Genomic DNA, 16,137 nt, shown 5'->3' with positions numbered 1-16,137 from the left:
TGAGAACCATCTTCAAATGGCTATTCTATATACTGTAAACCTAATGTTGGCTGACCTATTGGCTTGAAATGCTTTTATCCCAAATACATTTCCTATCCAAAGCGTTTGCTGGCAGCCATAACCTTGAGTACATCGCAAGTCTCTGCGACATCATGTACCCGAATAATATGTGCGCCCCGCTGAGCAGCCAGCATGGCGCCAGCCAGGCTGCCTGCCAATCTATTATCTACGCTGCGCTCAAGCAGATTTCCTATCATACTCTTTCGCGACAGTCCGATAAGTAAAGGCAGATCAAATTTTGCCAGCTCTTGTAAATGAGCCAGCAGATGATAATTGTGTTCCAGCGTCTTGCCAAATCCAAAACCCGGATCCAGCAATATTGCCTCTCTGGCGATCCCCGCTTCAATACAGGCCTCGATACGCTTGGCAAAGAAGTCATTCACCTCGGCGAGCAGATCCTCATAGTGAGGCTCATTCTGCATGGTTCTGGGCTGCCCTTGCATATGCATCAGGCACACAGGCACCTGCAGCTCAGCAGCGGCTTGCAGGGCTCCCGGCTCCTGCAAGGCCCGTACATCATTGATAAGGTGAGCGCCGGCATTGATACCGGCACTCATCACTTCGGCTTTACTGGTATCCAAAGAGATCCAAATTTGGGGATGCTTGGCAGCAATATACTCCACCAGGGGGACAACCCGGGCAAGCTCCTCATCGACACTGACATCGGCAGCACCGGGCCGGGTGGACTCACCGCCGATATCGATAAACACGGCGCCATCGGCCACCATCTGGTCGGCGTGCTGGCAGGCCAGTTCAAAGGAAGAAAAACGCCCGCCATCGGAAAACGAATCCGGGGTTACGTTGAGGATCCCCATCACCTTGGGCTCATCGAGTAGTAGTTGCTGAGCACCGGACTTCAATTCAAACACTCATTACTCCCTTACGCGTCAAGCGCGAGAACATCTTTCTTGGATTTAGTATTGTGCCTTGCGGCAGAAACAAGAAAACCCCTTGCGGGGTTTTCTTTAACCTCAGAATGGGCCTATTTCAGCGGGCTCTCGCCGGGTTTGCCCAAATCTGCAGCAGTATCACTCGGCTCATGCTCTTCAACTTCAGTCTCTTCAGGCTTAGCAGCTTTATTGCCGTTATTACCGTTGGAAGAACCGTTGTCATCCATATGCCAATCGACCGGAGGACGCACTTCGCGGCGCTCCATCAGGTCCTCTATCTGGCGCGAGTCTATGGTCTCATACTTCATCAGCGCATCTTTCATCGCGTGCAGTACGTCCATATTCTCATCCAGCAGTTGTTTGGCACGCTGGTAGTTGCGGTCAATGATGGCCTTGATTTCAGAGTCTATGATGGCCGCTGTCTCATCAGACATATGCTTGGACTTGGCCATGGAGCGGCCCAGGAATACCTCACCCTCTTCCTCTGCATACAGCAGTGGACCGAGTCGCTCGGAGAAGCCCCATTGGGTCACCATGTTACGGGCAATGGCCGTGGCATATTTAATGTCCTGAGATGCACCGGTAGAGACTTTTTCAGTGCCAAAGATAATCTCTTCGGCCAGTCGACCACCGTAGGCCACGGAGATCTTACTCTCCAGCTTCTGGCGGCTCTCACTGATGGCATCGGCTTCCGGCAGGAAGAAGGTCACACCCAAGGCGCGGCCTCGAGGGATAATGGTTACCTTATGCACAGGGTCGTGCTCAGGTACAAGATAGCCCACAATCGCGTGACCGGCTTCGTGGTAAGCCGTCATCTCTTTCTCGGACTCAGACATCACCATAGAGCGGCGCTCGGCGCCCATCATGATCTTGTCTTTGGCACTCTCAAACTCTTCCATGGTCACTACACGGCGATTACCGCGAGCAGCAAACAGTGCCGCCTCGTTAACCAGGTTGGCAAGATCCGCACCAGAGAACCCAGGCGTACCGCGGGCAATTACACTGGCTTTAACATCGTCACCCAAAGGCACTTTACGCATGTGCACTTTAAGAATTTGCTCACGGCCGCGAACATCCGGCAGCCCTACTACAACCTGGCGGTCGAAACGGCCGGGACGCAGCAACGCGGCATCCAATACGTCTGGACGGTTGGTTGCGGCGATAACGATAATACCTTCATTACCTTCAAAGCCGTCCATTTCCACCAGCATCTGGTTCAATGTTTGCTCACGCTCATCGTGACCACCACCGAGTCCCGCACCACGCTGACGGCCAACGGCGTCGATTTCATCGATAAAGATGATACATGGCGCCGACTTTTTGGCCTGCTCGAACATGTCACGTACCCGAGAGGCACCGACACCGACAAACATTTCCACAAAGTCAGAACCTGAGATGGTAAAGAAAGGCACCTTGGCTTCACCGGCAATCGCCTTGGCGAGCAAGGTTTTACCTGTACCTGGAGGGCCTACCATCAAGACACCGGTAGGAATACGGCCACCGAGTTTCTGGAATTTGCTGGGATCACGCAGATAATCCACCATCTCCTTCACTTCTTCCTTGGCCTCATCACAACCGGCCACATCGGCAAAGGTGGTCTTAATCTGATCTTCGCTCATCAGCTTGGCTTTACTCTTGCCAAAGGACATGGCGCCTTTACCGCCACCGCCCTGCATCTGTCGCATAAAGAAGATCCACACCCCGATAAGCAGCAGCATGGGGAACCAGGAGATAAAGATCTGTGTCAGGAATCCTGACTCTTCGGCTTCCTGCCCTTTCATACGGATGCCTTTACGATCCAGGTCATTGATCAGATCCTGGTCATACAAGGGCATAATGGTGGTGAACTTTTCACCGGACTTTTTAACGCCTTCTATCGTACGTTGGTCGCTTTTCACTTCCACGTTACTGACTTGGCCGCTACGAACATCGTCCAGGAAAGTCGAATAATCCATCTTCTGCGCTGACGAAGAAGAGGGGGAGTAACCCTGGAACACGGACATCAGCACCACGGCGATGACCACCCAGAGAATCAAATTTTTTGCCATGTCACTCAATTACTGAACCTCACAAAGTCTTGAGATTTACTTCAATCAGGGTACTACAACTTGTACCCTGTCGCTACCAGATAGACCTCGCGAGAACGTGGCCTGGAGGAATCCGGTTTACGGGTTTTTACAGTCTTGAACGCTTGTCTGACTGCTTTCATATACTCGTCAAAGCCCTCCCCCTGAAAGACTTTAACAGCAAAACTGCCATTGGCTGCCAACACCTGATGACACATATCCAGCGCCAACTCCACTAAATACATGGCTCTGGGCTGATCCACACCATCTGAACCACTCATATTGGGCGCCATATCCGAGAGCACCAAGTCAACCTTATCTTCCCCTACACGAGTCAGCAAGGCCTCAAGGACTTTTTCCTCACGGAAGTCTCCCTGAAGGAAATCGACGCCAACGATTGGGTCCATCGGTAAAATATCACAGGCAACCACTTTACCTTTTTCACCGACCAACTTGGCTGCTACCTGAGACCAACCTCCGGGAGCGGCCCCCAGGTCAACCACTGTCATCCCGGGTTTAATCAGCTGATCTTTTTGTTGCAGCTCCTCTAACTTGAACGCGGCCCGCGAACGCAGCCCCCGTTTTTGTGCCAATTTGACATAGTGATCATCAAAGTGTTCCTGCATCCAACGGGTGGAACTGGCCGTACGTTTCTTACCTGACATTCAAAATCCGCAACAAATGAGAGTTACACAAGGGCTATATGAGGGTAGAATAGCGGCTTTTCAACAGTAACTCAGCAAAAGTTGGTAGAAATGAACTTAACAACCAAACAGAAACAGCATCTAAAGGGCCTGGCACACAGCCTCAAGCCAGTAGTGCTGCTTGGTGCCAATGGCCTGACTGAAGGGGTACTGGCTGAAATTGATAATGCGCTCTCTCATCATGAGCTGATTAAAGTTAAAGTCGCCTCTGAAGACAGAGAACTGAAAGCCGCTATCGTTGATGCCATTGTCCGTGAAACCCAGGCAACCAAGGTGCAGCTGATAGGCCATGTATTGGTGCTCTTCCGCCAATCCGAAGAGATGAAAATCGCTCTGCCCAAGGCCAGATAAGCCCATTCCCCTCAAAAAAGCCACCTAATTAAGGTGGCTTTTTTGTTGCCAGTATCCCATCGGCGCGCACATTGTGGCGCCGGTGGATTAAATCAGTATTAATTGACGGGTTTCAATCAAGGGGTCTGGGTCACAGGCGTCACCCGATAATGTTCACTGGACAGTCCCAACCATTCCGGCAATGAAGTACCAACTGATATCGATGAGAAGGTACCGGTCAACACCCCGATAAACATAGCGATGGAAAATCCTTCCAAGGGACCTCCGCCCATGATCCACAGCGCTGAAATGGTCATCAGGGTAGTACCGGATGTCACCATGGTTCGGGCAAAAGTGGCAGCAATCGCCTGGTTATTGATGTCTTTTACCGCCAGCTTGGGTTTGGCAGCCAGCAATTCGCGGATCCTGTCGGCAATAATGATGGAATCGTTGAGCGAATATCCCAAAATGGCCAACACAGCCGCCAGCACCGTCAGGTTGAACTCCATCTGAGTGGCGGCAAAAAAAGCCAGCACAAAGATAACATCATGTACCAGAGCAAATACCGCGCCGGCTGCCAGACGCCACTCAAAGCGGTAAGAGAGATAGCCCAGAATACACAGCATAGCCACCAGCAAAGCCAAACCGCCCTGCTCGGCCAACTCCTGGCCGACCTGAGGCCCGACTATGCTGGTATTGAGCACTTCAACATGAGTGTTCATACCCGCCAGTACCTCCGGCAGTTCGGGCATACTCTGCCCGGCACTTGGCGCGGCATAACGCAGCACCCAGCGTCCCGGCTCACCGGCAGCAATCAGGCTGACTTCCTGGCCATAGGCCTGCTGCAACACAGGTTGCAGCGATTTGGCGCCGATTGAGCTGTCGATACGGATTTCACTGACCACGCCGCCGGTAAAATCCAGCCCCCAGTTGAGCCCCTTGACGGCAATCACACTGATGGACACTATCATCAAAATCACGGAAACCGCGCTGCTGAAATAACGCCACTTGGTTGCATTTTTCATATTAATCATAATATTAAACCCTCACTTCGCGGCTGAAGTTCTTGCCATAAACCAGATTGATAATCGCCCTTGAGGCAAAAATCCCGCTGAACATACTGGTCAACAACCCCAGCCCCAGCGTCAGCGCAAACCCCTGAATAGGACCATTACCTATGGCATAGAGCACTACGGCGGTGATCATAGTGGTGAAGTTGGCATCGAAAATGGTGGAGAAGGCGCTGTCAAAGCCCTTGTCAATGGCGTGCGCCAATGCTCGCCCTTCACGAAGCTTGTCGCGGATCCGCTCGAAAATCAGCACATTGGTATCCACCGCCATCCCCACTGTCAGCACCAAACCGGCAATCCCGGGGAGAGTCAGTACCGCGCCGGGGATCAAGGCCAGCAAGCCAAACAGCAACACCATGTTAGCCAGTAGTGCCAGGTTGGCGACCCAGCCCAGCCTACGATACCAAAGCGCCATAAACACCAGGGTGATCCCCAGACCGAGCGCCAGGGCGGCAAAGCCGTTGTGAATATTCTCTGCCCCCAGCGTCGGGCCTATGGTGCGCTCTTCAACTATGGTGACAGGTGCAGTCATAGAACCGGCCCGCAGCAAAAGAGCCAATTGCTGCGCATCCTGATAACTACCGGCGCCGGTTATTCGAAAGCGCTCCGGCAGCACAGACTGGATGGTGGCGACACTGATAATTTCATTGCTTTGCACCGCCTTGCCATCGGCATCGCGACTGTACTCACTGTATGCCGTGGCCATAGGTTTACCGATATGGCCTCGGGAGAAGTCGGTCATACGGCGGCCGCCTTCACTGTCCAGGGTAATATTCACCTCTGCAGCGCCCATTTCTCCTATTCCGGCACGGGCATCGACAATATGCTCGCCGGTCAGCACAGGTTTACGTGCCACGGGCACAGGATTGCCGGACTTGTCTTTAATCAAGATGGCGCCGGTGGCACTATCCTTAACCTCATAGAAGGCCAGAGTCGCGGTCGCCCCTATCACGCTCTTGGCGGCCGCCGGGTCTTGAACACCGGGCAGCTCGATACGGATGCGGCTCTCGCCCTGACGCTGCACCAAGGCTTCGGTGATCCCCAGTTCCTCAATTCGGGTACGCATGATCTGCAGATTTTGCTGCACCGTCAGATTACGCAGGTTGATTTTCTCGGCCTCCGTCAGCACCAGCTTGAGTTGACTGTTATCGCTGCTCACCTGCCAAAGTGGGTATTGCTTGGCCATAAATTGCCGCACCTCGGCGCGAGCCGCCTCAGGCATAATCACAGTCAGTTGCTCTTCAGCGCCCTGACGCACACTTAAGCCACGGATCCCCTTTTCTCTGGCAAAGGCGCGCAGGGCGTCGGCCAATGAACTGCCTTGAGTCTGATACACAGGAGCAATATCCACATCCAACAGAAACTGCACCCCACCACGAAGATCCAGTCCCAGTTTAATGGGTTCAAATCCCATGCCGAGCAGCCACTCGGGCGCCGCCGGGCTCAAGGCCAAAGTGAGCTCAGCCGGATCTTGGGCATGATTGGCCAGCAATGACTTGGCCAGTGTCTGTTGGCCTTCGTCATTGAGAATAACCAGGGTTTGCTGATCTTTGCTGTCCAGGCGCTTGACGAGAATATCGGCCTTGGCCAGTTCAGAAACTATCTGGGTCGGAGATAAGGCTATTCCAGCCTTGGGAGAAATTTGCACCGCGGCATCTTCACCATACCAGGTTGGCAAGGCGCTCAGCGCCATCACCACCAGAGTGACTACCAACACCAGATATTTCCAGGCGCTGTAGTGATTAAGCAATTTTTTAGGCTGGCGCCCACGGCCATTACTCTTTAATAATGAGTCAGTTATCATATTTATGCTCTCTTTTCGACTCGTGGCTTAAGCCACATATCACAGTCGCAGTCATCCAATGAAGGAGTGACTGACAACAGATGAAGTGAAACCCGGACAGAAAAGCCCGGAAGAGAGCGTCAGGCGGCCTGCTGACTGAAGCGATAGCGGAGGTTGGCGTCTTTCCAGCCCCCAAGGCGCAAACCAGCCCCGGGGTGCGTTAAGGTCCAATTCTGCTCGATAGGCAACTGCTCGGCAAAACCTATGCTGAGCACTGGCGCCGGTGGCATAGCGATTTCAAACGCCAATTCATAGGGCGGCTCGGGCACATCCTGCTGAGCGGCCATACTGAGACAGCGCAGACGAGCACCAGGGGCAGAATAGAGTTGGTCGCCCTGCTCGGAGCGCAGCAACTTGGATAAGTCAGACAGGGAAACCTTGCCATCCACCTCAGCTCTGCCACTAGCATCATGCTTGCCAAACTTGTGCTGCCGGGCCTCTTGGACTTGAGACTCCTGACCAACTGAGGTAGATGAAGCTATGGACAACGGCTCTTTGTCAGCATCTTGCTGACTGAGCTCGGGCAAAGCCTGTTCAAACGCCTTCCAGGTTGCATCTGAGGCAATCCCGGAATACACATTTCCCAGCAGACCTATGGCGATCAGCAGGGTAAAGAGGCGCATGATTTTCAGCAACAAGGTGTCCATTGATAATGGTTATTTGGGCGGATGCTAGCCTTTCAAGCCCTGGCGGGCAAATTAAACTTTGTCCATCTTGCACAAAAAAGCCGCCCGGAGGCGGCTTGATAACGCAATCAGATATATTCGACGGCAACAACTTCATATTCTGCCAGGCCACCGGGAGTTTGAATATTGACTTCATCCCCCAGATTTTTACCGATAAGGCCACGGGCAATTGGGGAGTTCACCGAGATCAGGTTCTCTTTGATATTCGCCTCATCGTCACCGACAATGCGGTAAGTCACTTCGGCATCTGTGTCCAGGTTCAGTATGGTCACGGTAGAACCAAAGATGATCCGGCCATTGTTGGGCATCTTGGTCACATCAATGATCTGGGCGTTGGACAGTTTGCCTTCGATATCGCGGATACGGGCTTCGCAAATGCCTTGCTCTTCACGGGCGGCATGGTATTCGGCGTTTTCTTTCAAATCCCCCAGTTCACGCGCCGCGGCAATTGCCTCGGTGATCTTGGGACGGCGATCAAACTTGAGTATATCCAGTTCTTTGCGCAACTGTTCTGCCCCAACCAGGGTCATGGGAACCTTGTTCATAATCTCTTTCGTCTCCTGTCAAACAAAAGCAGCCTCCGTCAGCCAAGGGCCAACAGAGACTCATTTTTCGGGTGAATGGGCGCCATTTTGTCTGCGGCGCCAGGGATGCATAGCGGAATACCGGGGAACACACCGGCCAAAACTCAATTCATCTTGGCTACAAGCTTACCTAAGGCATGGCAGGCTTGCCAGTGATGGCGACAAAAATCTCTGTTTCTGTGGCACCGACGATAATAAATTCATCTCAGTTAAGACTCGAAAGCACAGAGGGATAGCCCCAACCATTGTCTCCTACCTCGACCTGCTCACCGGTAAGGTACTGATACAAAGTCGGTGCCAGTGAGCCGTTATCCAGCGGCCCCAATCTCTGGCCGGGTTTGCTAGGCTCGCCCCAGAAACCTATGAAGGCATCTTTTTCCAGATAATGCTCGCCCGCATGACGCCCCGGCACCAGGGTGTTATAGCCAAATCCCTCTTTGGGGAAGAGGTTGATGGTGCCGGCCCTGTCTTCATCATAGAGGTGTGCCAGCTGCACCACGGCATCGGGTCTGGGACTCATGGCCGCCAGATTGCGCCACTGCTCGGCGCTGCAGCCCTTGGCACTCCCCAAGCACAATTCGAGCAGTTGTTGTTTGGCCGATAACTGAACATCAGACAGCGGCGGCAGATAAGGGTTGCTCTGAGCCAGTGCCAGCAGCTCAGGCGCGCCTTTATCATCAAGCGCCTGATAACGGATAGCGCCCGAGTCACGACTGATCATTTCATCTCGGCGCTGCCCGTTTCTATATCCCACCAAACGCACAGAGCAGCTATCAAGTGTGCAATCACTTTGACGCACCACCAGATAATCCAGCGATTCCTGCAACTCATCGGCAAGCAGGCTGACCATATCCAGCGCCTCGCTTTCTTTGACCTTAAAACGGGTCAACTCCTGATACAAGGGTTGCACCTGCCAACCTCGGTCCGAGTTAAAGAAGTCCAGCATATAGTTACCACCTGCGGTAGAGGCTATCACCAAGTCTACCCCATGCAGTGAAGGCGGGTTGAGGTTGTTGGTTATCTTGGGGCCTTCCCCTTCATCAGAGGAGATTTTGCTTATCTTGAGCTCGACCCCGCGTTGCTTGAGCGCATCTTGCAACACCAGTTCGGGGTTAAGGGTGTGATACACAGGTGCCAAACCATGATCGCCGGCCATGCCCCACAGCGTCTGCGGATAGATACCCGCGTCCCGATACACCTTGTCCAGACGACCGAGCCAGTAATCGAGCCGGTTAAGCTCACCGGTCGGCGCTATGATTTCGTCGCTGAACGGCCCCTTGAAATGGGCGAAATGATCCGGCCAGGGGTTATAAATAAGCAGATAGTCCGGCATCGCCTGTTCACTCAGCAAGGCCAGCTCATTGAGCTGTTCATTGAGCTTACCCCGCAAGCTCATGCGGGAAAACAGCCGCCAGGCCCCCATCTTGTCGTAGGCCTCGAGTTGCTTGCGAACCGCCGCCACGCTATGTTGCAAGTCCCTCTCGGCTTCGGCGCGCAGCGACAACTCATTGAGACAGCGCTGCTCACCAAAATCACGGATCGCTTCCCCCAGCCCCAGATTAACCAGGGCATCGAAACTGGTCTGGGCGTTCCAGTCATATTGGGCGTTGCAGTTTAAGGTCTTGAGATAATTCAGCCGGTCGAACATGGTACGCATGCCGCGGCTCTCCACCAGATTTTCGAGCTGCAGGGCGTCGTTGCCGAAAAAGTAATAGGCCCGGTCACGGGTGCGATCGACAAAGTGAAAATTGGGGATCCCTGTGCCGCCCTTACCGGACACAGCGGCGCCTGTCTTGATAATCGGCAGATTGCGCACACTGATGGTCGGCGTGGAAGAGATGCCTCCTGTGGCTATGCCATTCTCACTCCGGCGATAGAGTGACTTGAAAAACGGCAGATAGTACTGGTCGGTGGCGCCATTTTTCACCAGTTGACGCAAAAAGTCCTGCTTGGGAGTGTGCTGCGGCCGCCCCTTGGCTGACGCGGGCGTGAGTTGCGACAAAGCCGCGTCCCTGGCAAGTACTTCTTTGAGATAAGGGCCGGAATTGGGTGCAACCAACGCCTGCATCAGTCCCTGGCTCAAGCCATCTACCGTTATCTGCACCGCTCTTGGGCGTTGACTCCAACTTGCCAGAAAATCACTCAGCCCCTTGGGATCTTCCTTGAGACTGGCCTGCATCCAGGCCGAAAAGGCTTTTGCCCGCTGCGCCGGTAATGCATATTGGCGATAGGCCTTGAGCACATTGAGACGGACAAAGTCGATAAGAGTAACGGTTATCGCCTGCGCCTTGTTGTTTACCTTGGCGGCATTTTCCGCCTTGCCATCTTCAATAATCAGCTCGAGGGCGCTGCGCATATCCCCCTCAGGCAGACTGCCGACATACTTGCCAATCTCAGTGATGATCAGCGGCTGAATGTCGGCAATCAACGCCAGATCTTCAGGGCTATCGCCAAGATAGTTGTAATGCTCCGGCAGTATCTTGCCAAGGGCCCAGTCATCATTGTTGAACAGGCGATCATAGACAGTCACCAACATGGCAACCAACTGGCGATTGAGCGTCATGCCCTCGCGTCTGTCATTGGCTTCAGCGGTCGGTTCGGTGTTGTCTTTAACCTGCTCTTCCAGGCTGAACAGCGAATGCTGCCAGGGCGCGATTTGCTCCTTGCTGTATTGGCTCAGCAGATAATCCCGGAACTGATCCCGGTTCTCGGCGCGGCTGTATCTGTCGTAAAAAAGGTAGAGAAAATGCCCAAGGGGGATGCTGTAGAAAGGATCCGACAGCCGGGCTATGACCCTGGCCTTGGTCGGCGCATCGAGCGGCAGCGTTAAAATGTAGGCATCCAGGCTCATACCGGCAACAGAAAATATCGCCAGATCGCGCCCTGTGGTGACACTGAGCTCCAACCCTTTAAATAACTGCTTTTGCAGCAGTTCGCCGCCGTGATACAAGGGTGCCACCAAAGGCACGGTGTTGATATCGGCCCGCACGCCGTTGCTGCCGAGGCTCAAAGCCAAGCCAAGGCTTAAGGCCAGAGCCTGCGTGTTACGCCGCCGGTTGAACAACCCTTTGACTCGCCCCGCAACGCTTTCCCGGCCCTTGGGCTTCTTTGAGACAGACTCGAGTATCATCACTTCCTTTCCCTGAAACATCTTGATTGCAGCATCTTAAATGAAACGCCTTGATAGTGAGCGAGTTTAGCAAGAGCCGCCAAGATCCCAAAGCCAAGGGAAGGTGCGAATAAGTCCTCGCGGCGTTCTTTTTTGTAGAGAGTGGCTTGCACAGCAATTGGCGTTCAAGGCATCTGACTGAAGGCATGCCGGGGCCTGTCCGCACCTTCCCAAGAAGTTTGACCCAAATCATCCGGCCTATAAAAAAACAGGCCACCCATTAGGGTGGCCTGGTCACTTTCAGTCACTGACAGCGTTTACTTGTTGACTCTGGCGTGCAGTTCCTGCACCGAGGCAACATTGCTTCTGTCGTCGGCATCATGGGCCATACAGGTTGCAAAAGCCGCATTCATGGTGGTGGTGTAATTCACCTTGTGCTGCAGCGCGCCGCGGCGCAGCTGTCTGGAATCCTCGATGGCCTGACGACCCTCAGTGGTATTCACTATGTAGGTGTATTCACCGTTCTTGATCCGGTCAAGAATGTGTGGACGACCTTCATGCACCTTGTTCACCAGGCGAGGATTGATACCCGCTTCACCCAGCACCACAGCCGTACCGTGGGTGGCATCCAGCTCATAGCCGAGTTCAATCAGCTTGGCCGCCAGATCCGAAACCCGCTTCTTGTCGCTGTGACGAACAGACAACAGGGCGCGGCCTGACTTGGGTACATCCTTCACTGAGCCCAGTTGCGCCTTGGCGTAGGCTTCGGCGAAGGTATCACCCACACCCATCACCTCACCGGTAGAGCGCATTTCAGGGCCGAGCAGAGGGTCAACACCCGGGAACTTGTTGAACGGCAGAACCACTTCCTTCACTGAGTAGTAAGGCGGGATCACTTCCTGAGTATGTTGCTGTTCGGCCAGTGAAGTACCGGCCATTACCCGGGCGGCAATCTTGGCCAGAGGCACGCCTGTGGCCTTGGAGACGAAAGGCACTGTGCGGGCGGCGCGCGGGTTCACCTCAATCAGGTAAATCACGTCGCTCTTGACCGCAAACTGCACGTTCATCAGACCAACAACGCCCAGTTCCAGCGCCAGCTTGCGTACCTGCTCGCGCATCTCATCCTGAATCGCCTTGGAGAGAGTGTAAGGAGGCAGTGAACAACCTGAGTCACCTGAGTGAACACCGGCCTGTTCGATATGCTCCATGATGCCGCCGATAACCACGTCTTTACCATCGCAGATGGCGTCCACGTCTACTTCGGTGGCGTCATCCAGGAAGCGGTCCAGCAGTACCGGCGACTCGTTGGATACGCTCACGGCTTCGTTGAAGTAACGGCGCAGATCCTGCTCATCGTAGACGATTTCCATCGCCCGGCCACCCAATACATAGGAGGGACGAACCACCAGAGGGTAACCTATACGCTCGGCATCCAGTACCGCCTGCTCCAGATTGGTCACTGTGCTGTTTTCAGGCTGTTTCAGCCCCAAACGCTCAACCGCTTGTTGGAAGCGCTCACGGTCTTCGGCGCGGTCGATGGCATCCGGGCTGGTTCCTATGATGGGCACACCTGCGGCTTCCAGGGCGCGGGCCAGTTTCAGTGGCGTTTGGCCACCATACTGCACGATAACCCCTTTGGGCTGCTCAACCCGCACGATTTCCAGTACGTCTTCCAGGGTAACAGGTTCAAAGTAGAGTCTGTCAGAGGTGTCATAGTCAGTGGAAACGGTTTCAGGGTTACAGTTAACCATAATGGTTTCATAACCGTCTTCACGCATCGCCAGCGCCGCATGCACACAACAGTAGTCGAACTCGATACCCTGACCGATACGGTTGGGGCCGCCACCTATCACCATGATCTTGTCTTTATCGGACGGATTGGCCTCACACTCTTCCTCGTAGGTGGAGTACATGTAGGCGGTATCCGTGGCGAACTCGGCGGCGCAGGTATCTACCCGCTTGTAGACAGGGAAGAGTTCATACTTGTGACGCAGTTTGCGCACTTCACTTTCAGAAACCCCCAGCAGTGACGCCAGGCGCGCATCGGAGAAACCTTTACGCTTCAACTTGCGCAGGAACTCTTTGGAAAGACCGCTCCAGCCGCTTTCCTTGACCTTCTCTTCCTGCAGCACCAGATCTTCAATCTGCACCAGGAACCAAGGGTCTATGTTGGTGATGCGGCGGATACCTTCCATGGACATACCGGCGCGGAAAGCATCGGCGATATACCACGGACGCTCAGGGCCGACATCCTGCAACTCGTAACGTATCTTGGCCAGGGCTTCCGGCTCGTTGATATCCACGATAGGGTCAAAACCTGTCATCCCGGTTTCCAGGCCGCGCAGAGCTTTTTGCATCGACTCCTGGAAGGTACGGCCGATGGCCATCACTTCACCGACAGACTTCATCTGAGTGGTCAGGCGGTCGTTGGAGCCGGCAAACTTCTCGAAGTTGAAGCGAGGAATTTTGGTAACCACATAGTCGATAGAAGGCTCGAACGAAGCCGGAGTCAAACCGCCGGTAATGTCGTTCATCAGCTCATCCAGGGTAAAGCCCACCGCCAGCTTGGCCGCAACCTTGGCAATCGGGAAACCGGTCGCCTTGGAGGCCAGCGCAGATGAGCGCGATACCCGTGGGTTCATCTCGATGATCACCATGCGACCATCTTTGGGGTTAATACCAAACTGCACGTTGGAACCACCGGTTTCAACACCGATTTCCCGCAGCACCGCCATGGAGGCGTTACGCATCAGTTGATATTCTTTGTCGGTCAGGGTCTGGGCCGGTGCAACTGTGATGGAGTCACCTGTGTGTACACCCATGGGGTCAAAGTTTTCGATGGCACAGACTATGATGCAGTTATCGTTACGATCGCGCACCACTTCCATCTCGTACTCTTTCCAGCCAATCAGCGACTCGTCAATCAGCAGCTCATTGGTCGGCGACAAGTCCAGACCTCGGGTACAGATCTCTTCAAACTCTTCGACGTTGTAAGCGATACCGCCACCGCTGCCGCCCATAGTGAAAGAGGGGCGAATGATGCAGGGGAAGCCCACTTCATTCAGTACCTTGTGCGCTTCTTCCATGCTGTGGGCAATACCGGCACGAGGACACTCGAGACCGATACTCTTCATCGCCTTGTCGAAACGGGCACGGTCTTCGGCCTTATCGATGGCATCGGCAGTGGCACCGATCATCTCGACGTCAAACTCTTTCAATACGCCTTTGGCTTCCAGTTCCAGGGCGCAGTTCAGCGCCGTCTGACCGCCCATGGTTGGCAGAATCGCATCGGGGCGTTCTTTGGCGATAATGTTGCGCACCACTTCCCAGTGGATAGGCTCGATGTATGTGGCATCGGCCATTTCCGGGTCTGTCATAATGGTTGCAGGGTTGGAGTTCACCAGAATAACCCGGTAACCCTCTTCTCTCAGCGCCTTACAGGCCTGGGCTCCCGAATAGTCAAACTCACAGGCCTGACCGATAACGATTGGGCCGGCACCCAGGATAAGAATACTTTGAATATCAGTACGTTTTGGCATTTTCTTCTATCTTCTCCCGGCGATTACAGCTTGACTTGGTGACGGTATTGCTCAATCAGTTCGATAAAGTGATCGAACAGAGGCGCACAATCGTGCGGCCCCGGACTCGCTTCAGGGTGGCCCTGGAAGCTGAAAGCCGGCTTGTCTGTCAGGTGGATCCCTTGCAGTGAGCCATCAAACAGCGACTTGTGAGTCACCTTGATGTTGGCAGGCAGTGTGGCTTCATCGGCAGCAAAACCATGGTTCTGACTGGTGATCATCACAGTGCCTTTGTCAATATCGCTCACAGGGTGGTTGGCGCCGTGGTGACCAAACTTCATCTTCAGCGTCTTGGCACCGTTGGCCAGCGCCAGCAGTTGGTGGCCAAGGCAGATGCCGAATACCGGGATATCGGTTTCGAGAATTTGCTGAATCGCCTTGATGGCGTAATCACATGGCTCCGGGTCACCGGGGCCGTTGGAGAGGAATACCCCATCCGGTGCCATCGCCAGCACTTCACTGGCAGGCGTTTGTGCGGGAACCACAGTCACATCACAGCCTCTGTCTACCAGCATTCGCAGTATGTTCTGCTTCACGCCATAGTCATAAGCCACTACCTTGTACTTGAGTTCTGACTCGGGAGTATCGACCGGCAGGCCGCTCTCCAAACGCCAGGTTCCCTTGCGCCAGGTGTAAGGCTTGTCGGTCGTCACTTCCTTGGCCAAGTCCATGCCTTTCAGCCCAGGGAATGCCTTGGCGGCAGCCAGCGCCTTGTCTACGTCCTGCTCACCCACCAGAATGCAACCGGCCTGAGCGCCCTTCTCCCGCAGAATACGGGTCAGCTTACGGGTGTCGATATCGGCGATACCGACTACCTTGTTGGCTTTGAGGTAATCACTGAGGGATTGTTGGTTACGGAAGTTACTGGCGAGGAGGGGAAGATCACGAATAATAAGACCACAGGCATGAACTGCATCGGATTCTGTGTCTTCATTGTTAGTACCGGTATTACCGATATGTGGGTAGGTTAGAGTTACTATCTGGCGAGAATAAGATGGATCGGTGAGGATTTCTTGATATCCGGTCATCGAAGTGTTAAAAACGACTTCTCCGACTGCGATCCCATCGGCACCGATTGCTGTGCCGGAAAATACGCTTCCATCTTCGAGTACGAGTAAGGCAGACTTTGTCAACGCGACCTCCGAGAAAAGAGCCAAGCCACTGAAATGTAATGTTTTTATCTTTGTTTAAAGTACCAATTTCCGCTAAAATACGAA

The 16,137-nt window shown here is 53.9% G+C and carries 11 protein-coding genes; 1 reads left to right on the top strand and 10 read right to left on the bottom strand.

Annotation, left to right across the window (positions count from 1 at the left end):
• Positions 1-92: 92 nt before the first annotated feature.
• The 3 genes from folP to rlmE form a co-directional block, all read right to left on the bottom strand.
• A complete protein-coding gene (folP, locus tag RC73_RS05110) occupies positions 93-929 on the bottom strand; it encodes a dihydropteroate synthase (protein WP_039033633.1) in 837 nt (278 codons plus the stop codon).
• A gap of 113 nt (positions 930-1,042) precedes the next feature.
• Positions 1,043-3,007 (bottom strand): ATP-dependent zinc metalloprotease FtsH, encoded by a 1,965-nt coding sequence (gene ftsH, locus RC73_RS05105; protein WP_143078337.1) that lies wholly within the window; start codon positions 3,005-3,007, stop codon positions 1,043-1,045.
• 44 nt (positions 3,008-3,051) lie between these two features.
• Complete coding sequence (rlmE, locus tag RC73_RS05100; RefSeq protein WP_025009927.1) at positions 3,052-3,681, bottom strand: 23S rRNA (uridine(2552)-2'-O)-methyltransferase RlmE; 630 nt, start codon at positions 3,679-3,681, stop codon at positions 3,052-3,054.
• 90 nt (positions 3,682-3,771) lie between these two features.
• On the opposite strand from rlmE, the gene yhbY reads away from it, so the two are divergent.
• Positions 3,772-4,071 (top strand): ribosome assembly RNA-binding protein YhbY, encoded by a 300-nt coding sequence (gene yhbY / locus RC73_RS05095; protein WP_025009926.1) that lies wholly within the window; start codon positions 3,772-3,774, stop codon positions 4,069-4,071.
• A gap of 116 nt (positions 4,072-4,187) precedes the next feature.
• Here the strand turns inward: yhbY and secF are convergent, their stop codons facing one another.
• The 7 genes from secF to carA form a co-directional block, all read right to left on the bottom strand.
• Entirely contained in the window at positions 4,188-5,084 is an 897-nt protein-coding gene (gene secF / locus RC73_RS05090; protein ID WP_412503714.1) for a protein translocase subunit SecF, read from the bottom strand.
• 4 nt (positions 5,085-5,088) lie between these two features.
• On the bottom strand, positions 5,089-6,924 hold the full coding sequence (gene secD, locus RC73_RS05085) for a protein translocase subunit SecD (protein ID WP_052248003.1): 1,836 nt from the start codon (positions 6,922-6,924) through the stop codon (positions 5,089-5,091).
• Positions 6,925-7,043: 119 nt separating this feature from the next.
• The gene (locus RC73_RS19795; RefSeq protein WP_052248002.1) at positions 7,044-7,610 is read right to left on the bottom strand and encodes a hypothetical protein; all 567 of its coding nucleotides are present in this window, start codon (positions 7,608-7,610) and stop codon (positions 7,044-7,046) included.
• A 107-nt stretch (positions 7,611-7,717) separates the two neighbouring features.
• Positions 7,718-8,194 (bottom strand): transcription elongation factor GreA, encoded by a 477-nt coding sequence (greA, locus tag RC73_RS05075; protein WP_039033631.1) that lies wholly within the window; start codon positions 8,192-8,194, stop codon positions 7,718-7,720.
• Positions 8,195-8,438: 244 nt separating this feature from the next.
• A complete protein-coding gene (locus RC73_RS05070; RefSeq protein ID WP_082014253.1) occupies positions 8,439-11,363 on the bottom strand; it encodes an alkaline phosphatase family protein in 2,925 nt (974 codons plus the stop codon).
• Between the two features lie 296 nt (positions 11,364-11,659).
• Positions 11,660-14,881, bottom strand: coding sequence for a carbamoyl-phosphate synthase large subunit (gene carB, locus RC73_RS05065; RefSeq protein ID WP_039033630.1), 3,222 nt, complete (start codon positions 14,879-14,881; stop codon positions 11,660-11,662).
• 23 nt (positions 14,882-14,904) lie between these two features.
• Positions 14,905-16,053 carry a glutamine-hydrolyzing carbamoyl-phosphate synthase small subunit gene (gene carA, locus RC73_RS05060; RefSeq protein ID WP_039033629.1) on the bottom strand — a complete coding sequence of 383 codons (1,149 nt, stop codon included), beginning with the start codon at positions 16,051-16,053 and terminating at the stop codon, positions 14,905-14,907.
• Positions 16,054-16,137 lie beyond the last annotated feature (84 nt).

It is taken from the genome of Shewanella sp. ECSMB14102 (assembly GCF_000813075.1).
Taxonomy (GTDB): domain Bacteria; phylum Pseudomonadota; class Gammaproteobacteria; order Enterobacterales; family Shewanellaceae; genus Shewanella; species Shewanella indica.
This window is presented reverse-complemented; position numbering and strand designations above follow the sequence as displayed.